At 71.0% G+C, this 18,644-nt stretch carries 20 protein-coding genes and 1 tRNA gene; 8 read left to right on the top strand and 13 right to left on the bottom strand.

The features are described from left to right. Window positions 1–301 precede the first annotated feature (301 nt). A complete protein-coding gene (gene nth, locus ABZ234_RS18740; RefSeq protein WP_267947461.1) occupies window positions 302–1,054 on the bottom strand; it encodes an endonuclease III in 753 nt (250 codons plus the stop codon). Between the two features lie 302 nt (window positions 1,055–1,356). On the opposite strand from nth, the gene ABZ234_RS18735 reads away from it, so the two are divergent. After that, window positions 1,357–2,031, top strand: coding sequence for a Crp/Fnr family transcriptional regulator (locus ABZ234_RS18735; RefSeq protein WP_330093553.1), 675 nt, complete (start codon window positions 1,357–1,359; stop codon window positions 2,029–2,031). A gap of 165 nt (window positions 2,032–2,196) precedes the next feature. Here ABZ234_RS18735 and ABZ234_RS18730 read toward each other — a convergent pair whose 3' ends face one another. The 4 genes from ABZ234_RS18730 to ABZ234_RS18715 all read right to left on the bottom strand — a co-directional run bounded on the left by ABZ234_RS18730 (window position 2,197) and on the right by ABZ234_RS18715 (window position 4,669). Then, window positions 2,197–3,003: an MBL fold metallo-hydrolase gene (locus ABZ234_RS18730; RefSeq protein ID WP_355012930.1), complete on the bottom strand. Its 807-nt coding sequence runs from the start codon at window positions 3,001–3,003 to the stop codon at window positions 2,197–2,199. A gap of 107 nt (window positions 3,004–3,110) precedes the next feature. Next, window positions 3,111–3,956, bottom strand: a complete 846-nt coding sequence (locus tag ABZ234_RS18725) for an NUDIX hydrolase (protein ID WP_355012929.1) — start codon at window positions 3,954–3,956, stop codon at window positions 3,111–3,113. Window positions 3,957–4,034: 78 nt separating this feature from the next. After that, a complete protein-coding gene (locus ABZ234_RS18720; RefSeq protein ID WP_267947457.1) occupies window positions 4,035–4,496 on the bottom strand; it encodes a RidA family protein in 462 nt (153 codons plus the stop codon). Next, window positions 4,496–4,669: a DUF4177 domain-containing protein gene (locus tag ABZ234_RS18715; RefSeq protein WP_267947456.1), complete on the bottom strand. Its 174-nt coding sequence runs from the start codon at window positions 4,667–4,669 to the stop codon at window positions 4,496–4,498. The genes ABZ234_RS18720 and ABZ234_RS18715 overlap by 1 nt, the downstream gene beginning before the upstream one ends. A 147-nt stretch (window positions 4,670–4,816) precedes the next feature. Between ABZ234_RS18715 and ABZ234_RS18710 the strand changes: the two genes are divergently transcribed. Next, entirely contained in the window at window positions 4,817–5,863 is a 1,047-nt protein-coding gene (locus tag ABZ234_RS18710) for an ArsA-related P-loop ATPase (protein WP_355012928.1), read from the top strand. Next, window positions 5,860–7,044 (top strand): ArsA family ATPase, encoded by a 1,185-nt coding sequence (locus ABZ234_RS18705; RefSeq protein ID WP_355012927.1) that lies wholly within the window; start codon window positions 5,860–5,862, stop codon window positions 7,042–7,044. Before ABZ234_RS18710 ends, ABZ234_RS18705 begins: the two co-directional genes overlap by 4 nt. A gap of 9 nt (window positions 7,045–7,053) precedes the next feature. Here ABZ234_RS18705 and ABZ234_RS18700 read toward each other — a convergent pair whose 3' ends face one another. Then, a complete protein-coding gene (locus ABZ234_RS18700) occupies window positions 7,054–7,383 on the bottom strand; it encodes a WhiB family transcriptional regulator (RefSeq protein WP_267947453.1) in 330 nt (109 codons plus the stop codon). A 452-nt stretch (window positions 7,384–7,835) separates the two neighbouring features. Here ABZ234_RS18700 and ABZ234_RS18695 point away from each other — a divergent pair, with 452 nt between their 5' ends. Next, window positions 7,836–10,214 (top strand): penicillin-binding protein, encoded by a 2,379-nt coding sequence (locus tag ABZ234_RS18695; RefSeq protein WP_344179098.1) that lies wholly within the window; start codon window positions 7,836–7,838, stop codon window positions 10,212–10,214. 127 nt (window positions 10,215–10,341) lie between these two features. Here the strand turns inward: ABZ234_RS18695 and ABZ234_RS18690 are convergent, their stop codons facing one another. Continuing rightward, window positions 10,342–10,797, bottom strand: coding sequence for a GatB/YqeY domain-containing protein (locus tag ABZ234_RS18690; RefSeq protein ID WP_355012926.1), 456 nt, complete (start codon window positions 10,795–10,797; stop codon window positions 10,342–10,344). A 99-nt stretch (window positions 10,798–10,896) separates the two neighbouring features. Between ABZ234_RS18690 and ABZ234_RS18685 the strand changes: the two genes are divergently transcribed. Both ABZ234_RS18685 and ABZ234_RS18680 read left to right on the top strand, forming a co-directional pair. Next, on the top strand, window positions 10,897–11,817 hold the full coding sequence (locus tag ABZ234_RS18685; RefSeq protein WP_267947451.1) for a metallophosphoesterase: 921 nt from the start codon (window positions 10,897–10,899) through the stop codon (window positions 11,815–11,817). Between the two features lie 82 nt (window positions 11,818–11,899). Continuing rightward, window positions 11,900–11,973: transfer RNA gene (locus ABZ234_RS18680), tRNA-Pro, on the top strand. 114 nt (window positions 11,974–12,087) lie between these two features. Here ABZ234_RS18680 and ABZ234_RS18675 read toward each other — a convergent pair. From ABZ234_RS18675 to ABZ234_RS18665, 3 genes are read right to left on the bottom strand one after another with little or no spacing between them, the layout of a single operon-like run. Next, window positions 12,088–13,287, bottom strand: a complete 1,200-nt coding sequence (locus ABZ234_RS18675; RefSeq protein WP_355012925.1) for a tyrosine-type recombinase/integrase — start codon at window positions 13,285–13,287, stop codon at window positions 12,088–12,090. Between the two features lie 30 nt (window positions 13,288–13,317). Then, the gene (locus tag ABZ234_RS18670) at window positions 13,318–13,515 is read right to left on the bottom strand and encodes a helix-turn-helix domain-containing protein (RefSeq protein WP_355012924.1); all 198 of its coding nucleotides are present in this window, start codon (window positions 13,513–13,515) and stop codon (window positions 13,318–13,320) included. Further along, window positions 13,512–15,203 carry a replication initiator gene (locus ABZ234_RS18665; RefSeq protein WP_355012923.1) on the bottom strand — a complete coding sequence of 564 codons (1,692 nt, stop codon included), beginning with the start codon at window positions 15,201–15,203 and terminating at the stop codon, window positions 13,512–13,514. Before ABZ234_RS18665 ends, ABZ234_RS18670 begins: the two co-directional genes overlap by 4 nt. 37 nt (window positions 15,204–15,240) lie before the next feature. Here ABZ234_RS18665 and ABZ234_RS18660 point away from each other — a divergent pair, with 37 nt between their 5' ends. Next, window positions 15,241–15,468 carry a hypothetical protein gene (locus ABZ234_RS18660; RefSeq protein ID WP_355012922.1) on the top strand — a complete coding sequence of 76 codons (228 nt, stop codon included), beginning with the start codon at window positions 15,241–15,243 and terminating at the stop codon, window positions 15,466–15,468. On the opposite strand, the gene ABZ234_RS18655 is transcribed toward ABZ234_RS18660, so the two are convergent. The 3 genes from ABZ234_RS18655 to ABZ234_RS18645 all read right to left on the bottom strand — a co-directional run bounded on the left by ABZ234_RS18655 (window position 15,429) and on the right by ABZ234_RS18645 (window position 17,618). Further along, complete coding sequence (locus ABZ234_RS18655) at window positions 15,429–16,859, bottom strand: cell division protein FtsK (RefSeq protein ID WP_355012921.1); 1,431 nt, start codon at window positions 16,857–16,859, stop codon at window positions 15,429–15,431. The two genes, ABZ234_RS18660 and ABZ234_RS18655, sit on opposite strands and share 40 nt — an antisense overlap. After that, window positions 16,856–17,107: a hypothetical protein gene (locus ABZ234_RS18650; protein WP_355012920.1), complete on the bottom strand. Its 252-nt coding sequence runs from the start codon at window positions 17,105–17,107 to the stop codon at window positions 16,856–16,858. Before ABZ234_RS18650 ends, ABZ234_RS18655 begins: the two co-directional genes overlap by 4 nt. A gap of 106 nt (window positions 17,108–17,213) precedes the next feature. Further along, window positions 17,214–17,618 carry a plasmid replication, integration and excision activator gene (locus ABZ234_RS18645; RefSeq protein WP_355012919.1) on the bottom strand — a complete coding sequence of 135 codons (405 nt, stop codon included), beginning with the start codon at window positions 17,616–17,618 and terminating at the stop codon, window positions 17,214–17,216. A gap of 285 nt (window positions 17,619–17,903) precedes the next feature. Here ABZ234_RS18645 and ABZ234_RS18640 point away from each other — a divergent pair, with 285 nt between their 5' ends. Then, the gene (locus ABZ234_RS18640; RefSeq protein WP_355012918.1) at window positions 17,904–18,641 is read left to right on the top strand and encodes a DUF5919 domain-containing protein; all 738 of its coding nucleotides are present in this window, start codon (window positions 17,904–17,906) and stop codon (window positions 18,639–18,641) included. Window positions 18,642–18,644: the final 3 nt, after the last annotated feature.

Here is an 18,644-nt window from a genome sequence, read left to right as displayed (position 1 = left end):
CCCGTGCGGGGACTCCCTCGCGGGAACCGCTCCCGGGGGCGCCGCGTCCCCCGCGGGGCCCCGGTCTCCGGGGCCGCCGGCCGGCGCGGCGTCCCCGGAGGCGGTGGGACCGCCGGGGTCGTCCCGGCAGGGGGCCGCCGCCGCGTCGCGGCGGTACCGCGGGGCGGCGCGGCGGAGGCGTCCGCGCGGACGCGGCGGCCGTGTCGGGACGCCGGTGTCAACGATCACACCATCAGAGTACAAAGCGCCGCAGGCGCCCCCGCCGTCCGCCGTCTCCGGGCCGGCCGCCGCAGGGGCGGGGTCAGGCGAAGGAGCGCATCCGCAGCAGCCCGGCGGCCGTGTCCGGATCCGTCGGGCCCTCCCCGAACGAGGGGCACCAGCGGGCCAGGTCGCAGGCGCCGCAGGCGGGCTTGCGGGCGTGGCAGACCCGCCGCCCGTGCCAGACCACCCGGTGGGAGAGCATCGTCCAGTCCCTCGGGGGGAACAGGTCGCCCACCGCGTGCTCGACCTTCACCGGGTCGACCTCGTCCGTCCACTTGAAACGGCGGACCAACCGCCCGAAATGGGTGTCCACGGTGATCCCGGGCACATCGAAGGCATTACCGAGCAGTACATTTGCGGTTTTTCGTCCTACACCGGGTAGTTTGACCAGGTCGGAGAGGTTCCCCGGAACCTCTCCGCCATGCTGTTCGCACAGCGCCTGACCGAGCCCGATGAGACTGTTCGTCTTGGCGCGGAAGAAGCCGAGCGGACGGATGACCTCCTCCATCTCCTCCCGCCGGGCCGAGGCGTAGGCCTCGGCGTCGGGGTAGCGGGCGAAGAGCGCCGGAGTGACCTGGTTGACCCGTTTGTCCGTGCACTGCGCGGACAGGATGGTGGCGACCAGCAGTTCCAGCGGGGTCGTGAAGTTCAGTTCGCAGTGGGCGTCCGGGTAGAGCTCGACGAGTTCCCGGTACATCCTGCGCGCGCGGCGGACCAGCGCGAGTCGGCTCTCGCCGGTGGGCGTGGGGTTCTCCGCGGGCGCGGACGGCGCGTCTGGCGTGTCACGGGGCATCGTCACAGGGTAGGCGTCCCGACGGGGCGGGCCTCCGTGTTCACCGAAAGTTCGGCATGCTTCCGGGAGCCGGCCGTCGTTTCGGCCGGTGACCGGGATTATGTAACCAATGTCCGATGGCGCGGCGCGGACAGCCCTTGATACAGGCTGATTACGACTAAGATCGCATGGGCTGACGTCGGCTGTTGTGGGCACGTGGTCTCCCGGCGGCAAGCCGCGGTAACGACCTGGTTTCACACCCGGGTGCGATATACGTCACACTGTTGACGGTCAGGTTCTGAGGAGGACGTGTGGTGGACGAGATCAACGAGGTGCTGCGGAAGGCCCCTCTGTTCGAGGCTCTCGACGAGGAGGACACGGCGGCGCTCCGCTCATCGGTGAGCGAGGTACGCCTCGGACGCGGGCAGACCCTGTTCAGCGAGGGCGACGAGGGCGACCGCCTGTACGTGATCCTCAGCGGGAAGGTCAAGCTGACCCGTACGGCCGTGGACGGCCGCGAGAACCTGCTCGGGGTGCTCGGCCCCAGTGAGATGTTCGGTGAGCTGTCGCTGTTCGACCCGCGCCCGCGCACCGCGAGCGCCGTCGCCGTGACCGACTCGGTGCTCGCCGGGCTGGGCCACGACGACCTGCGCCCGTTCCTGTCGAGCCGTCCGCACGTCTCGCTCCAGCTGCTCAAGGCACTGGCGGCCAGGCTGCGCCGGACCAACGACGTGATGGCGGACCTCGTCTTCACCGACGTGCCGGGCCGTGTGGCCAAGGCGCTCCTGGAGCTCGCCGACAAGTTCGGCAAGGAGGGCGAGGACGGCCTGCACGTCCACCACGACCTCACCCAGGAGGAGCTCGCCCAGCTGGTCGGCGCCTCGCGCGAGACGGTCAACAAGGCGCTCGCCGAGTTCGCGCTGCGCGGCTGGCTGCGCATCGAGGCCAAGGCCGTCGTCCTGCTCGACGTCGAGCGGATGCGCCGCCGGGCCCGCTAGAACCTCCGGCGCCCGGACGGGCGCCCGGCGGACACGCTGTGTGGCCGCTCTCCCCCCGGGGTGGGCGGCCACAGCGCTGTCCGGACCCCGCGGCGCGCCGCCCCTCGGCGGCGGTCCGGCAGGCCCCGTGCGCGCGCCTGCCGGGCGGTGCCCGTCCGCCCGGGGCTACGGCTCGTTGCCGGCCGGGAGCTCACCGCGCGAGGCCAGGTAGCGCAGCTGGGCGCGCACCGACGACTCCGCGGCGAACCGGATCTGCTCGTCGACGTCGGGGTAGACACGGTCCACGACGGCGCCGACCCCGGTCGCGCCGGCGTTCACGGCCTCCCGGACCTGCTCCAGGCGCGACTCGCGGTGCGCGATGTAGGAGGACAGCGCCTCCGCGGGCGCGGTCAGGATCGGTCCGTGCCCGGGCAGGAGTGTGCGCACACCCTGCTCCCGCACGAGGTCCCGCAGCCTGTACAGCGAGTCCATGTAGGGGCCGAGGCCGTCGTCGCCGTCGATCACGGTCGTGCCGTGCCCCAGGACAGTGTCCCCGGTCAGGACGGCGTTGTCCGCGCCGACCAGGAGGCTCACCGAGTCGTCGGTGTGCCCGGGGGTGGCGACGACCGTCAGTACCAGGCCGTCGGCCTCCAGGGTGTCGCCGTCGGACAGGCCGTGGCCGCCGACCCGCACCTCCGGGTCGACCGCGTGCACGGGGGCCCCGGTCAGCTCGGCGAAGTAGCGGGCGCCCTCGGCGTGGTCGGGGTGCCGGTGGGTGACCACCGCCATCTGTACCTGCGCGCCCTGCTCCTGCACGGTCCGCGCCACCCTCTCCAGGTGGCGCTCGTCGTGGGGGCCGGGGTCCACGACCACGACCCCGCGGGCGCCGGGCTCGCGCAGGATCCAGGTGTTGGTCCCCTCCAACGTCATCGGGCCAGGATTGGGGCACAGCACACAACTGGCGCGCAGCGTCCCGGAACCGTCGATCCTCATCGCACCTCGCTTCGATCGCCGAGACCGGACCGGTCCGGAGGACCGCGGGCGGCGAACCCCGGAACCCGTCCCGCGGCCACGCGGTCCGCACGGTGACGTGCGCACCCTCACGGGGCCGCACCGGGATTCGGCAGGGGGTACTCCACCCCGTCGGGGGCGACGACGCGGATCCGACCGTTGACTTCCCGAACTTCCGGTTCAAAGGGGACGATATCCCGTCGCGCCTTCCGTACACCCTCCAGGGTCCGGCACTCGGCGAGCTCGGCGCACGTGACCACCGTGGGCGGCAGCATGGGCATGCGGCCCGCCGCCCACTCCGGGGCGACCAGGGACGGATCGGTCCAGGCCGTGAGGTCGGCCTCGCCGCCGACGTCGCGCGAGGCCTGGCCCGGCGGAAGCTCCGCGGCGAAGAACCAGGTGTCGTAGCGGCGCGGCTGGGCGCGGGGCGTGATCCAGCGCGACCACGCCCGGAGCCACTCCGACCGGAGCACCAGCCCGCGCCGGGAGAGCACCCCCGTGAAGGAGCGGGAGCGGTCGATCAGCCCCAGCCGGTCCCTCTCCCACTCCTCGGACGCCGTGTCGAGGGTGATGGCCGGCTCCCCGGCGCGCTCCGGCGCGCTCGCCAGCAGCACGCCGGTCTCCTCGAAGGTCTCGCGGACGGCGGCGCACACCAGCGCACGCGCCATCCGCACGTCGGTGCCGAGTGTCCGCGCCCACTCCCGCGGGGAAGGACCGGTCCAGGGAAGGTCCCCGTCGGCGTCCCTCTCGTCCACTCCTCCGCCCGGGAAGACGTAGGCGCCCGGCGCGAAGCCCATGGAGCGGACCCTGCGCATGAGCAGGACCTCCATCGGCCCCTCCCCGCGCCCGCCCCGGGCCGCGCCGCCCCGCGCGGGGCGCAGCAGCATCACCGTGGCGGCCGGCCTGGGCCGGGCGGCCCCTCCCTGCTCCGGCATCGGCATACCCTCCCGGGTCTCGGGGCCGGAGGCCGCGCCGCCTACCGGCGCGGCCTGCCCGGCCTCACGGGGAACCGCTCAGCGGACCTCGACGATCATGTCGACCTCGACCGGGGAGTCGAGCGGCAGGGCCGCCACCCCGACCGCCGCGCGGGCGTGCACCCCGGCGTCGCCGAAGACCCGGGCGAGCAGGTCGCTGGCGCCGTTGATCACACCGGGCTGGCCGGTGAAGTCGGGGGTGCTGGCCACGAAGCCGCCCACCTTGACGATCCTGACCACGTCGGACAGCTCGCCGACCTCGGCGCGCACCGCGGCGATGGCGTTGAGCGCGCAGAGCGCGGCCAGATCGCGGGCGGCCTCCGGGGTGACCTCCGCGCCGACCTTGCCCGTGGCGGGCAGCTCGCCCTCCACGAACGGCAGCTGGCCGGACACGTACACGTGGGCCCCGCTGCGCACCGTCGGGGTGTAGGAGGCCACCGGGGCCGCCACCTCCGGCAGGGTCAGGCCCAGCTCCGCGATCCGCTCCTCGGGGGTGGCCATCAGAGCTGGCGCTTCATGTAGGCGACGTACTGCTGGTTGCGCGGGTCGGTGCCCTCCGGGAGCGGGGCGGGCACGACGGAGACGAGCTCCCACCCGTCGGAACCCCAGTTGTCGAGGATCTGCTTGGTGGCGTGCGACAGCAGCGCCACCGTCTGGTACTCCCACTTGCTCATGCGTCCAACCCCTATCGGTCACCGGCGTCCCGCCACAGAGGCGGGGCGCCGCACGTCAACGCCGCCACACTACTCACCCGTGCTCCTCCCCGCCCACACAGACGCCTCCTCCCACCCGCCCCCGGAGGCCCACATAGACTCCCTGGGGTGAGTGATCGTGAGCACGGACCACAGCATCCGGGGGATGCGTGCGCGGGAGCGCGACTGCACATCGTCACCGGGAAGGGCGGGACCGGCAAGACCACGATCGCCGCGGCGCTGGCCCAGGCGCTGGCCGCGGACGGTGGCCGCGTGCTCCTGGTCGAGGTGGAGGGGCGCCAGGGCGTCGCGACCCTCCTCGGCAGCCCGCCGCTCCCCTACGAGGAGCGCGAGATGCTCTCCGTCCCCGGCGGCGGGAGCGTGTCCGTCCTGGCGGCCGACGCCGAGGCGGCGCTCCTGGAGTACCTGGAGATGTTCTACGGCATGCGCCGGGCCGGGCAGGCGCTGAACAGGCTCGGGGCCGTGGACTTCGCCACCACCATCGCCCCCGGGCTGCGCGACGTCCTGCTCACCGGCAAGGCGACCGAGGCGGTGCGGCGCCGCCGGGGCGCGCGCCGCAGGCCCTCCGCCGCCGATCCGGCCGCGCCCTTCCACTACGACGCCGTGGTGATGGACGCCCCGCCGACGGGGCGGATCTCCCAGTTTCTCAACGTGAACTCCGAGGTGGCGGGGCTGGCCCGGGTGGGCCCGATCCGCAACCACGCCGACAAGGTCATGGAGGTCATCCGCTCCGACCGGACCCTGGTGCACTTCGTGACGCTCCTGGAGGAGATGCCCGCCCAGGAGACCCGGGACGGGATCGCGGAGATCTCCGAGCTGGGGCTCGCGGCGGGGATGGTGCTGGTGAACATGGCACGCCCCCCGCTCCTCGACGACGCGTCCCTGGAGGCCGCCGCGAGCGGCGGTCCGGACCTCGACGCGCTCGCCGCCGGGTTCGGGGAGGCACGTGTGGAGAACCCGCGGGAGCTCGCCGCCTCCCTGGCCGGCGAGGTGCGCGGGCACGCCCTGCGGGTCCGGTTGGAGCGACGCGTGCGGTCGGACCTGGAGGACCTGGGCCGCCCCCTCCTCGAGCTCCCCCTCCTCGCGGGGGGCGTGGACCGGGCGGCCCTGGACGAACTCACACGGCGGCTGGCCGAGCAGGGGGTGCGCCGGTGAACCCGGGACCGGAGGACGAGGGCCGCGCGAACCGCGGGGGGACCGGTGCGAAGGCACTCGACACCGACGCGCTCCTGGACGACCCGGGGACGCGGATCATCGTGTGCTGCGGGGCCGGCGGGGTCGGCAAGACCACCACCGCCGCCGCACTGGGGCTGCGCGCCGCGGAGCGCGGGCGCCACCCCGTCGTGATCACCGTGGACCCGGCGCGGCGCCTGGCCCAGTCCATGGGAGTGGAGGCGCTGGACAACACCCCGCGCCCCGTCCCCCTGCCCGAGGGCGCCCGGGGCAGCATGCACGCGATGATGCTCGACATGAAGCGGACCTTCGACGAGGTCGTGGAGGAGCACGCGGACCCGGAGCGGGCCCGGCAGATCCTCGCCAACCCCTTCTACCAGACCCTCTCCACCAGCTTCTCCGGCACACAGGAGTACATGGCCATGGAGAAGCTGGGACAGCTGCGGCAGTCGGGGGACTGGGACCTGATCGTGGTGGACACCCCGCCCAGCAGGTCCGCGCTGGACTTCCTCGACGCGCCCGAGCGGCTGGGCCGGTTCCTGGACGGCAGGCTCATCAGGTTCCTGAGCGCCCCGGCGAGCACCGGCGCCTTCCGGCTGCTGGGGGCCGGGTTCAACCTGGTGACCTCGACGATCGGGAGGATCGTGGGGAAGCAGTTCCTCGACGACCTGCGGTCGTTCGTGTCCGCCTTCGACACGGTGTTCGGCGGGTTCCAGAAACGGGCGGAGCGCACCTACCGCCTGCTCCGGACACCGGGGACGGCGTTCGTGGTGGTCGCCGTCCCCGACACGGACGCGATGCGCGAGGCCTCCTACTTCGTGGACCGGCTGGCCGGCGACGCCATGCCGCTGGCCGGGGTCGTCGTCAACCGCACCCACCCCCTGCCGGAGGGCGCGGGCTCGTCGCTGGGCGCGGCGGACGCCGAGTCCGCAGCCGCCTCGCTGGAGGAGGGGGGCGTCCACCCGCTGGCGTCCGCCGCACTGCGCCTGCACGCGGAACGGGTCCGTGTGCGCGGGCGCGAGGTCGGGCTGCGCGACGCCCTGCTGTCCTCCCACCCGGACCTGCGCGTGGCCGAGGTGGCCGCCCTGCCGGAGGACGTGCACGATCTGGAGGGGCTGCGCCGGATCGGCGGCGCCCTCGCCGCCGCGGCAGGAGGACGCTAGCGCCGGGGTTCAGGCGGAGGGCTCGCCGACGCCCGCGCCGAGGGTGTCCGCGTAGTGGGAGAGGTCTCCCCCGCCCTCACGGCGGGCCTCCTCCAGGAGCGGCCCCCAGTCGGGGACGCCGGGGTGCTTGCGCAACAGGGCCCGCCTCTCGCGTTCGGTCATCCCGCCCCAGACACCGAACTCCACCCGGTTGTCGAGGGCGTCGGCCAGGCACTCGGTGCGCACCGGGCACTCCTGACAGATGAGCTTGGCCCGGTGCTGCGCCGCCCCCTGGACGAACAGAGCGTCCGGGTCGACCTCTCGGCAACGTGCCATCGTCGTCCACTGGTTGGTCCACATGTGCCCTACTCCCCTGTGTGCGCACCCGAATCGTGCGTCAGCGGGGTTCCCGGGGTTCCAGACACTCGCGTGCTCTGGTTGGGTGGGAAGAACACGGTACGCTCCCGCTGCCGCGTGGGGTGCGGTGGTTCCACGCCCACCCCTGCCGTCTAGAAATTACGGATCCGGACGCCGCACCAACAGAACCCACTCGACCCACTTCCCATCCCACTGAAGATGGCCCGCTCGGGCCATTGCGTAAGGACGCGGTAGCGCTCCGCGTCGGATGGGCGGCATCCCCTGCTGCGTCGAACCGCGCAACGAGTGGTCAGCGATAACCGTGAAAAGATGGCATGGGGGCACCGCTCGCGCGACAGTGCGGGCATCTCAGCGCGCTCGCGCACAAACCGGTTCAGATCGCACCACTGTGCGCGTCCGTGGTCACTTAGTCTGATGGGGTGGGTCAGGGGACATTGCTTCAAAGAATCAGCCAACTGGTCGTCGTAGGCGTCATCGCGGGCCTCCTCGTCGCCGCGCTCGCCCTTCCTGCCGTCGGTGGTCTGGGCATCACCGCGCGCAACGTCGCCAGCGGCTTCCTGGACATGCCCAGCAACCTCGAGACTCCGCCGCCCCCTCAGCGGTCCACGATCTACGACAGCGAGGGCGGCGTCATCGCGGAGATCTTCGACCAGAACCGGGAGCTCGTCGAACTCGACGACGTCTCACCGCTCATGGTCGACGCCATCCTCGCCATCGAGGACGCCCGCTTCTACGAGCACGGCGGCCTCGACGTGTCCGGCACCCTGCGCGCGGCAGTGCGCACCATGGGCGGCAACACCGAGGGCGCGTCCTCCATCACACAGCAGTACGTCAAGAACGTGCAGATCGAGGCGGCCACCTCCCAGGAGGAGCTCGACCACGCGCGTGAGGAGTCCATCGCCCGCAAGATCCGGGAGCTGCGCTACGCCGTGGCCCTGGAGCAGAGGATGTCCAAGGACGAGATCCTCGAGGGCTACCTGAACATCGCCTACTTCAGCGACGGCGCGTACGGGGTCGAGTCCGCCGCCCAGCACTTCTTCCAGGTGCCCGCCAGCGACCTGGAGCTGCACCAGGCGGCGACCATCGCCGGCCTGGTCCGCTACCCCTACCTGTACAACCCCCGGTTCTTCCCCGACCAGACCATCGAGCGCCGCAACGTGGTCCTGGACCGCATGGTGGCGACCGGCGCCGTCACCGAGGCCGAGGCCGAGGAGGCCAAGGCCGAGGGCATGGACCTGGACCTGGACACCCCGCCCAACGGGTGCGTGCCCAGCGACCAGCCCTTCTTCTGCGACTACGTCGTCCAGGAGATCGAGCAGGACGAGCGCTTCGGCCCCAACGAGACCGAGCGGGCGCGCTGGCTGCGCACCGCGGGCCTGGAGATCCACACCACCCTGGACCCGCAGACCCAGGAGGCCGGGCAGGCCGCCGTCGACAAGTGGGTCCCCCGCGAGAACGAGTCGCGCAAGGTGGCCGCCGAGGTGGTCATCGAGCCCGGCACCGGACACATCCTCGGCATGGTCCAGAGCCGCAACTACGGGCCGGACGAGAGCAAGCTCGGCGAGACGTCCATCAACTTCGCGACCGACGCCGACCGGGGCGGCAGCAGCGGCTTCCAGGCCGGGTCGACCTTCAAGGCGATCACCCTCGCCGCGGCACTGGACGAGGGGCTCCCCTTCAGCACCTCGTTCAACTCGCCCACCAGCGTGTCCGTCTCCGGCCAGCGCAGCTGCAACGGCGGCACCCTGGCCACGTGGACACCGAGCAACTCGGGCGACACCAGGTCCAACACCACGCACAACATGGTCTCCGGGACCAAGGCGTCGTCCAACACCTACTTCGCCCAGCTCCAGAGGCAGGTGGGGATCTGCGACGTGATGGAGATGGCCGAGACGCTCGGACTCCAGCGCGCCGACGGCACCAAGTTCACGGAGAACGAGAACTCGCTCGCCAACAGCAGCTTCACGCTGGGCAGCGAGGAGGTCTCCCCGCTCCGGGTGTCCAACGCCTACGCGACCTTCGCCTCCGGCGGGATGTACTGCGAGCCGCAGGCCATCTCCCAGATCGAGGACCGCCAGTCGGGCACCACGATCGACATCGAGCCGGAGTGCTCGCGGGCGATCGACGAGGATGTCGCCGACGGCGTGGCCTACCTGCTGTCGCAGACCTTCAACGGCGGCACGGCGAGCTCGCTCGGCATCGGCCGTCCCACGGCGGGCAAGACCGGTACCACCGACGGTTCGGCGGCGGCCTGGTTCGCCGGGTTCACCCCGCAGATGGCCGGCGCCGTCTTCGTCGGCGACCCGCGCGGCCCGCAGCAGCACCCGCTGCGCAACGTCACCATCGGCGACCGGCACTTCGGCGTGGTGTACGGCGCCACGATCCCCGGGCCGATCTGGCAGGAGACCATGCGCGGCGCCCACGAGGGCGTCGAGGTGGAACAGCTGCCCTCGGCTCCCGGCAGGTTCGGATCGACCTCCGGGCCCAGGGCTCCCGAGCCGGACGACGAGGCCAGCCCCGCCAGCGACGACGGCGGGGTGCCCAACGTGGTCGGCCAGCCGGAGAACGACGCGGTGGCCGCCCTCCAGGCCGCGGGCTACTCGGTCAACGTGTCCCAGACCCGGGTCCGGTCCGGCGAGCCCGAGGGCTCGGTGGCCGCGGTCAACCCCGACCCGGGCACGCGGCTCCCGGAGGGGGCCACGGTCAACGTGTTCCTGAGCAACGGCGGCGGTACCGCCAGCGGCACGGGCCCCGACGAGGACTGGCTCCCCGTGCAGCCCGCGCACCTGCCCCACGGCAGGGACGGGGACTGACCCGGGCCTGTGACGGAACGAGGGGGCGGCGGTGGAGACACCGCCGCCCCCTCGCGCGTCCACGGGACGGACCCGGCCGCGGGGGCCCGCCCGCGTCGAGCGGGCCGCACCCCCGGCGGGGAACCGGTCAGCCGGCGAGCCGGCGCTTGACCTCGGCCGCCACGCGGGAGCCCTCGGCCCGGCCGGCGATCCTCGGGTTGAGGACCTTCATCACCTGGCCCATCGCACGGGGGTTGTCCGCGCCGGTCTCGGCGACGGCGTCCGCCACCAGCGCGGCGAGCTCTTCGTCCGTCAGCTGGCGGGGCAGGTACTCGGAGATGACCGCGCTCTCGACTCGCTCGGCCTCGGCCTGGTCGGGCCGACCGCCGGTGTCGAACGCCTCGGCCGCCTCCCGGCGCTTCTTCGCCTCGCGGGTCAGCAGCTTGATGATCTCGTCGTCGCCGAGGGAGCGCTGCGAGGAACCCGCGGCCTCCTCGGTCGAGATGGCCGCCAGGACCATGCGGAGGGTGCCGGTGCGCACCTTGTCACGCGCCTTCATGGCGGTGGTCAGGTCGTTCTTGAGGCGGTCTTTGAGTTCGGACATGCACCGATCCTACGGCGGTATCCGGCGGCGCCACCAACGGTTTGCGCGCGGGGGTGCCCCGGGTCTGCGACGATCGGTCCTACAACGAAGGAGGGCCGGATGGGCGTCGACAACAGACAACTCCTGCGCCGCGTGGGGCGCGCGGCGGCGATCACTGGCGCGGTGGGGGTCGCCGGCTTGACCTATGCCTCGGTGATCGAGCGCAACTGGTTCCGGCTGCGCCGCTACGAACTGCCCCTGCTCCCCCCGGGGAGCCCGCGCCTGCGCATCCTGCACCTGTCCGACGCGCACCTGACGCCGGGCCGCAGGATGCTCATCGACTGGATCCGCGGGCTGGACGCCTACGAGCCGGACCTGGTCGTCAACACGGGCGACTCGCTGGCCCACCCGGACGCGGTGGGGCCGTTCATCGACGCCCTGGGGCCGCTGCTGGACCGGCCCGGGGCGTTCGTGTACGGGTCCAACGACCTGTTCTCCCCCCAGCTGAAGAACCCGGCCCGCTACCTCTGGCGGACCAGCAAGACCGACTACAACAAGCGCCGCGTGCCGGACCTGCCCTGGCGCGAGCTCGGCGCGGCCATGTCCGCGTCCGGCTGGCTGGACCTGAACAACCGCAAGGGCTCGCTGAAGGCGGGCGAACTCGACGTCGCCCTCGCCGGCGTGCACGACTCGCACATCAAGCTCGACCGCTACGAGAAGGTCGCCGGGGCGGCCGACCCGACGGCGCACCTGCGCCTGGGCGTGCTCCACTCCCCCGAACCGTCCAACCTCGACCGGTTCGCCGCCGACGGCTACCAGCTGCTCCTGGCCGGGCACACCCACGGCGGCCAGCTGTGCCTGCCGTTCTACGGGACGCTCGTCACCAACTGCGGGATCGACCGGCGGCGGGCGTGGGGCCTCCACGAGTACGCGGACGCGTGGCTGCACGTTTCCGGCGGCCTGGGCACCTCCCCGTACGCCCCCGTGCGGTTCTGCTGCCGCCCGGAGGCCTCCCTGCTGGACATCGTGGCCCCCTCCTGACCCACGGCGGGCCCCTCCCCCGTCCCGACCGCAACCCGTTCGCGCGCACTCCGTACGTCCGCTAGACTTGGGCTCGTTGCTTCGGGGTGTAGCGCAGCTTGGCAGCGCGCTTCGTTCGGGACGAAGAGGTCGTGGGTTCAAATCCCGCCACCCCGACAAAGGAACGGGTGTCCACACAGGTGGGCACCCGTTCTTCGTTTTCCCATCCCGGAGCCCTCACAGGCGCGTTGCACATTCAGTGCACATGGACGCGGACCCACCTTCCGAATCTCAGGCAGCCAGCGCCCGCAGCCGAGCAGAGTCCATCGCTTCGGCCACCTCGTCCAAGCGGTCCGGAAACAGGTGCCCGTACCGGTCGAGGGTCATCGTGGCCGTGGCGTGCCCGAGCATCGACTGCACCACCTTGACGTCGGCCCCGGAGGCGATCGCCAGTGAGGCGGCCGTGTGCCTCAACTTGTGCGGGGTCAGCCCCCGACCGTCGAGCCCGACAGCCTTCACTGCCTTTCCGAACTCCCGGTTACGCCAGTTGCGAAGCCGCACCTCTCCGCCCCGCCTGGTGGTGAACACCAGATCAGACTCTGAGCGCCCCCGCATCAACGGCCGCAGTTCCTCCACCAGTGACGGCGGGACCGGGACCGTACGGCTCTTCCCGGTCTTCGGAGACTGCTCGACCAACTTGCCCTCCACCTCGGCGAAGGCCACCACCACCCGGATGCGCCGCCGGTCGAGATCCACACGCCCCACTCGCAGAGCGACAGCCTCGTTGAACCTCAGCCCCGTGTAGGCGAGAAGGAGGATGAGCGCACGATTCACGGGAGCAGCAGCGGCGATCTGCCCGTACGAGGTCCGCAGCTCTCCCGCAGCAGAGGCGAGCGCTTCGACTTGGACGTGGTCGAGGTAGACGTGTTCGGCCTCGGAAGGCTTGGGCAGGGGAACTCCACGAGCCGGGTTGGCCGGGAGCCGACGCGGCACACACCATTCAAGGACCATGGACAGCACGCCGTGCGCGTGCCCGGTCTGAGAGGCTCCCAGGTTCGCCCCGCCCTCTTCCCTGGGCTTCTGAAGTTCGGCCACCCACACCGCCACGTCCTCGTTGTGTACTGCCGAAAGAGGAAGGTCACCCCACCGCGGCAGAACGTGCGAGTCGAGAAGGCCTCGGTACTTCCACCACGTCGAGCGCTTGATGTCGGTACGGGTGCTCAGCCACTTCTCGGCCATCTGCCCGAGGGTGACCTTCGAGGCCGAGGGGTCCCGGTAGGAGCCTTCGTACAGACTGTTCTCGATCTCGGTCTGCTTCTTCTCGGCGTCCGGCTTCTTCTTGAAGGTGCCGGCGCTCTTGGTCCTACCGGAAGGGTCGTAGTAGCGGACCATCCACCGGGCGGGCGGGGTGCGCTTGGCTTCCTTGGCCTTCTTCACCGCTTCCACATACGCCTTGTCCCTGGTGCGGTCGTAGACCCACGCGCGAGCCATCGGAGATGTCCTTTCAATCGGGTGGAGTAGTCAGCGGGAGGTGACCCACGCGTGGACCTCAGCGGGCACGTAGCGCACGTAGCGGCCCACGCGGTGAGAGGGCGGTCCGTCGCCCTTGTAGCGCCACTCGTAGAGCGTCTTGGGCGGGATACGGAGGTAGGCGGCGGTCTCGGTGACCGACCACAGACCCGGTTCGGGACGGGGGAAGGGGGCGGTGGGTGTGGTCATGCGGCCCTCGTCTCGTCGGTTGCCGAATGAGCGTTCTGGCGTGCGGCATCGAGCTGTGCCCGGCGTCGGAGGGTTTCGCCGACCGCCCGGAGCAGGCGGCGTTCGCGCGGGGCGACGTCGGGGTCGGTGGGTCTGGCCAGCTCCCACTCGAAGGAGCCGGAGGCAACCGGGGCCAGTGCCGGAGGAGTCGGGTTGTCCTCGTCGCCCTGGTCCTCGTTGACGGGGTCGATTCCCAGGGCGTTCAGAACCCAGGTGAGTCGGTCGGCTTTGTGGTCGGCCAGGGTCTTGCCGGACCACTTGCGGGAGACCAGGACGCGGCGTCCGGCGTAGCCCAGGTGTTCGCGGCGGTGGGCCTTGGAGCGGCAGAACCCGGGCCGCAGACCGGCTTTGGGGTCCTGGGGCTGGATGCCGTAGCGCAGCCAGTTGGCGCAGCGGGGCGAGCAGGGCTCGAAGCGCAGGGTTTCCATGAGCCGGTCCACGTGCTGTTCCTGCCGGATCGTCTCGGCCGCGTGGCAGTCGGCGATGTCCTTGGTCAGGTACTTGGCCAGGTAGCGCACGCACCGGGCGGCGTCCTCGGTTCCGGCCACGACCCCCTTGGCGTCCACCTGCTTTCCGAAGCGGACCACGTGGAAGGGTTCAGGATCAGGAACGGCGTCGATATCGTCCAGGGCCTCATCCCACGTGGGCAGGACTTCCCCGGTAGTGGGGTCGAGGTAGACCCCGGCATCGGTGTCCCAGAGGGGGACGTGGTTGCCCTGGAAGTGGACGGTGTCGGCGGCCGGCCACCACACCTGGTGGTAGGTCGCGGCGGCGATCTGGCGCAGTTCGGCCCGAGGCAGGGTGCCGCGCGTGGCCATGTGCAGATGCGGCGCCAGGCGTCGTTGGGGTTCCACCGCCGCGAAGTACTGGACATCGAACCCGGCGACCCGGCGCAGGTTCTGCACGAACCGGTCCACCAACTTGGAGAAGTGCAGCGTGTCCCGAGCGGCCCGCCGGTAGTCGTACGTGAACGGGTCGACCGGGGTGCCGTCCGAGCGCACCCGACCGTAGGAGTCCAGCGTGAGCGTGATGAACAGGGAGGGCCGGAACACCTTCCCGGAGTCGGGATCGGTGAACGCACGGCCGACCGTCTTTCTCGTCATGGGCCGCTTGGGCAGATCCGGGGCGTCCTGACGGCGCTTGGTCGAGCGCACCCGGCGCGGACCCGAAGAGCCCGGGGAGTCGGCGGAGCGGGTGATCGAACCCCGCAAGCCGGAGGCGGTGATGTCCTCGTCCAGCCCGGCAATGGCCGCGTCCAGGGCTGCCAGGTCCTCGGCCGAAGCCGCCCCCGTGGAGGCGAGGCGGTCCCGTTCAGCGGTCACCTCCGCACGCTGTTCCACCCAGGCTCGTTGCTGTTCAGTCGGAGGGTCGGGTTCCACGACGGGTTCGTTGGTCAGGTGCCAGCCCTCTTCACACTGAGTGCGCCGCAGCGACCGCTTACGACGGGCGCAGGCAGGGCAGCGCGATTCCAGGGTGGACCCGCAGGGGACGTCGATCACCTCGGTGACACCGGTGGCGATGTTCGTGCGTCGAAGGGACACCGGGCGGATGCACACGCCGTGGTCGGCGGCGACCTGTTCGGCCACCTCACGGGCCAGCGGTTGCGCGAGTCGTTCGGCCCGGGTGGACTTACCGGTAGGCGTCGGCATCAGCCCACCCCCACGGTGTCGAGGAGAAGGAGCACCCATGCGGATCGCCGGAATCGCGAACCTGGTGACGGCACTCATATGGGTACCGCTGGCGATCACCATGCCGTACCAAGACGAAGGCCTGGTGGGGTTCTTTCGCGTCTTCAACGCGGTGATCTTCTCCGCGTTCACGGTCATATGGATCGCTTTGGAAGCCGTCCGATACTTCCGTAAGCCGAACTCCCATCAGGCCACCTCTCCCACCGAGGAGGAGTCCGCCCCGTAGGCATTCGCCATAGCGGTGATGTCCTCGTCCGAGACGTAGGCCGCGCGGACCCGTACCGGGGCCGGAGAAGTCTCCATACGCACGTAAGCCACCCCGGGCAGCGTGGGGTCGATCAGGTGGGCGTTGCCGCCCCGGTCCCGGGCCCCTTCTCCGAGGATCATGTCGACCTGTGATGCCTCGTCCAGGCGCAGGGCGACCTTGTCGGGGAACAGGTTGCGCAGGTTCATGACCTCCTTGCGGGGGTCCTGGAGTGCGGCCAGGACCGAGAAGCCGACCGAGCGGCCCTGTGAGGTCAGGGTGGCGATGGCGTTCTCGGCGCGGCGGCGCACGTCACGGTCGGGGTGGTAAGCGGTCAGGAACGCGACCTCGTCGATCACCACCAGGACGAAGGGGTCCTTCCTGCCGGGCACGTGGCAGCGCTGTTTGCCCGCGTAGCGTCGGGCCCGGTTCTGCATGTCGGCCACGGCGAGTTCGAGGAGCGCCACCGCGGATTCGCCGTCGTCGGCGTAGTGGGCGAACAGGTCCCCTCCGTAGGACAGCTCCATGCGCTTGGGGTCCAGCGCCCACACCTGCGCGGTTCGGTCAGCGATCGCGGGGAGCATCGCGCGCACGGCCGACCAGATCACCGATCCCTTTCCCGAGCCGGTCACCCCGGCTGCGAGGACGTGGGTTCCGTGCAGGCGCAGCAGCCAGGGTGAGCCGTCCTCGCAGCGGCCGATGGGCAGCGCGGTCAAGTCCGCCGTGTCGGGGACGTCCAGGGCGTCCAAGGGTTCGGCCAACGTGTCGCGTCGGGGGAACTCCAAGGTGATGTCCCTCGGACCGTTCACGACCACCCGGCAGGAGGGGGCGGTGAACCCGTGCGCCAGCTCAGCCACTCGGGTTTCGAAGTCGACCGGGGATGTGCCAGCGACCAGGGTGACGCTGACGCGGTCGGCCCATTCGGAGCAGGTGACGCGGCGGATGCGGGGCAGGTAGCGGCGTTCCTGGTAGGACTTGGCCAGCCCGGAGATGACCAGGACCGGTTGCCAGTGGCGCCGGTAGACGAACACGTGGCGCCACCAGGCGAGCAGGCGCAGGGTCACCCAGGTGCGGTAGGTGTCGGGCCAGGCGCGCCACCACGCCAGGGAGGCCGCAGCGGCCAGGCCCCACAGGGTGGCGAGGCCGGGCCACGCAAACCACCACCAGGCCCCCGCCGAGGAGGCCAGGCAGGCGACCATGACGGGGAAGCGGAACGGCAGCGTGACCAGGAACCGGATCAGGCGCCAGATCCATGAGCCCAGCACCACGATGCCGGGGGTTTCCACGATCGGGGTCGTCCACCGCACCCCGTGGGCGGGGGTGGGCAGGGTCGGGGAGGTCTGGGCGGAGCCCACCTTGGACTGAGGCATCACCGACCACCCCGGTTCTGGTCCTCGATACGGGTCAGGAGCCGGTCACGGTCGGAGCGGGCGCGGGCGGCGATCGTCTCGGCGGTGGGGTTCTCCTCCCGGTGGGCGAGGGTCGCGAACACGCGTGCCTTGAAGTCGAAGAACTCCGCCCGTTCGGCGTCGGTGGTGGGCGGGGGGTTGGTGGCGTCCAGGAGCAGGCGGACCAGTTCCGGGCCGCTCAGGCCGGACAGGTCGGTGGGGTAATCGGACATACTGAAGACACCTCTTCACGAAGCTTTCGCAGGGTTCGGGTGGGGGTTCACAGGGGCGGCTCGGTGTTGGCGCACCAGGCCGCCCCGTCTCATCTCTTGTGGCGGGTCAGGCAGCGTCCTTGGCCGCCGGAGCGCGAAGACCGCCAGCACCGGGGGCCTTCACGCCACGGGCACGCAGGGAGTACGCCACCCGGGGGCGGCGACCGGAGTCGTCCACGTAGGGCATGACCGCCATGGACTCGAACTCGATCGGTCGGAACGGCAGCCCCGGAACCTCGTCCGGCAGCGTGGGGCACACCTCGGCGGCGACCTTGACCTTCACCGACTTGGCCTTGCCCCGCGCTTCGGGATCGGCGTCGATCACGTCCACCGCCCACAGCGGCAGCCCCGAGTCCTTGTCCGTCTGCGGACGCTTGGTCTCGAAGTCGGTGATCGCCTCCACCCCTAACGCGAACGCCCCGTGCGGGAACACCGTCCCGAACGCCACCGGCATCGCACCCTGAATAGCCATCTGGCCAGTCCTTTCTCATCGTTCACACAGGTCATAGCCTTTGGTCGGAGTCAGATCCGACTTCCCCGACCAAGGATCGATACATGTATAGCATGTATCGAATCTGGCGACCAGAGTTCACCGGACGCCGTGGTCTGCTGTTGTCGTCTCCGCCCCCTGGACGGGTTCTCGGTACGGTCCCACTGTGGCCCGCAGGGCCGGGACGAGATCACTACATGGCTGGACGTGTTCAGGACGTCTCGATAATGTGAGCGCGTCCCCAGACATCCTGCGAACCTGAGGTACATGCCGAACGAGAGGTTGCGAGCCGCGCTGCTCCAGCGGGGGGTCACCCCGGCCCATGTGGCCGACGAGGTCGGCGTGGACGCCAAGAGCGTGGAGCGCTGGATCACGCAGGGGCGCACCCCCTACCGTCGTCACCGCTACGCGGTCGCGGCTTTCCTCGGCGTGGAGGAGACCTACATCTGGCCGGAGGCGCTCAGCCCGGACCAGAGCAAGGCCGCTTCACAGAGCGAGATCGTGGAGATCTACCCGCACCGGTGGAGCGTCCCGCAGGACCTGTGGAAGCGCGTTTTCGAGAACGCCCAGCAGGAGATCTCGATCCTGGTCTTCAGCGGGTTCTTCCTCGCGGACGACCCCAGCATGATCAAGCTGCTGGCGGACAAGGCCAGGGCCGGCGTGCGGGTGCGCTTCCTGCTGGGGGACCCCGAGAGCGAAGCGGTCGCCCAGCGCGGCCGGGACGAGGGCATAGACGAACTCCTGGCCGCGAAGATCCGGAACGTGATCCTGCTGTACCGGTCGCTACGCGCCGTCGAGGGCACGGAGTTCCGCCTGCACGGGACGACCCTGTACAACTCGCTCTACCGTGCGGACGACCAGCTCATCGTCAACACGCACGTGTACGGCGCCATGGCGTCCGAGGCCCCGGTCTTCCACCTGCGCAAAATCCCTGGCGGGACCCTGTTCGGCACCTACCTGGAGAGCTACGAGAAGGTGTGGGGGCAGGCGACCCCGCTCGACTGAGGA

It is taken from the genome of Nocardiopsis sp. NPDC006198 (genome assembly GCF_040613895.1).
Lineage (GTDB): Bacteria > Actinomycetota > Actinomycetes > Streptosporangiales > Streptosporangiaceae > Nocardiopsis > Nocardiopsis tropica.
This window is presented reverse-complemented; position numbering and strand designations above follow the sequence as displayed.

Bases quoted from the DNA above. Each gene is read 5' to 3' on its own strand.
- ABZ234_RS18690 (WP_355012926.1), bottom strand. From the start codon at position 10,797: ATGTCCGAACTCAAAGACCGCCTCAAGAACGACCTGACCACCGCCATG.
- ABZ234_RS18720 (WP_267947457.1), bottom strand. From the start codon at position 4,496: ATGGCCACCCCCGAGGAGCGGATCGCGGAGCTGGGCCTGACCCTGCCG.
- ABZ234_RS18670 (WP_355012924.1), bottom strand. From the start codon at position 13,515: ATGACCACACCCACCGCCCCCTTCCCCCGTCCCGAACCGGGTCTGTGG.
- ABZ234_RS18725 (WP_355012929.1), bottom strand. From the start codon at position 3,956: ATGCCGGAGCAGGGAGGGGCCGCCCGGCCCAGGCCGGCCGCCACGGTG.
- ABZ234_RS18650 (WP_355012920.1), bottom strand. From the start codon at position 17,107: ATGTCCGATTACCCCACCGACCTGTCCGGCCTGAGCGGCCCGGAACTG.
- ABZ234_RS18715 (WP_267947456.1), bottom strand. From the start codon at position 4,669: ATGAGCAAGTGGGAGTACCAGACGGTGGCGCTGCTGTCGCACGCCACC.
- nth (WP_267947461.1), bottom strand. From the start codon at position 1,054: ATGCCCCGTGACACGCCAGACGCGCCGTCCGCGCCCGCGGAGAACCCC.
- ABZ234_RS18675 (WP_355012925.1), bottom strand. From the start codon at position 13,287: ATGGCTCGCGCGTGGGTCTACGACCGCACCAGGGACAAGGCGTATGTG.
- ABZ234_RS18730 (WP_355012930.1), bottom strand. From the start codon at position 3,003: ATGAGGATCGACGGTTCCGGGACGCTGCGCGCCAGTTGTGTGCTGTGC.
- ABZ234_RS18700 (WP_267947453.1), bottom strand. From the start codon at position 7,383: ATGTGGACCAACCAGTGGACGACGATGGCACGTTGCCGAGAGGTCGAC.
- ABZ234_RS18640 (WP_355012918.1), top strand. From the start codon at position 17,904: ATGCCGAACGAGAGGTTGCGAGCCGCGCTGCTCCAGCGGGGGGTCACC.
- ABZ234_RS18645 (WP_355012919.1), bottom strand. From the start codon at position 17,618: ATGGCTATTCAGGGTGCGATGCCGGTGGCGTTCGGGACGGTGTTCCCG.
- ABZ234_RS18665 (WP_355012923.1), bottom strand. From the start codon at position 15,203: ATGCCGACGCCTACCGGTAAGTCCACCCGGGCCGAACGACTCGCGCAA.
- ABZ234_RS18685 (WP_267947451.1), top strand. From the start codon at position 10,897: ATGGGCGTCGACAACAGACAACTCCTGCGCCGCGTGGGGCGCGCGGCG.
- ABZ234_RS18660 (WP_355012922.1), top strand. From the start codon at position 15,241: ATGCGGATCGCCGGAATCGCGAACCTGGTGACGGCACTCATATGGGTA.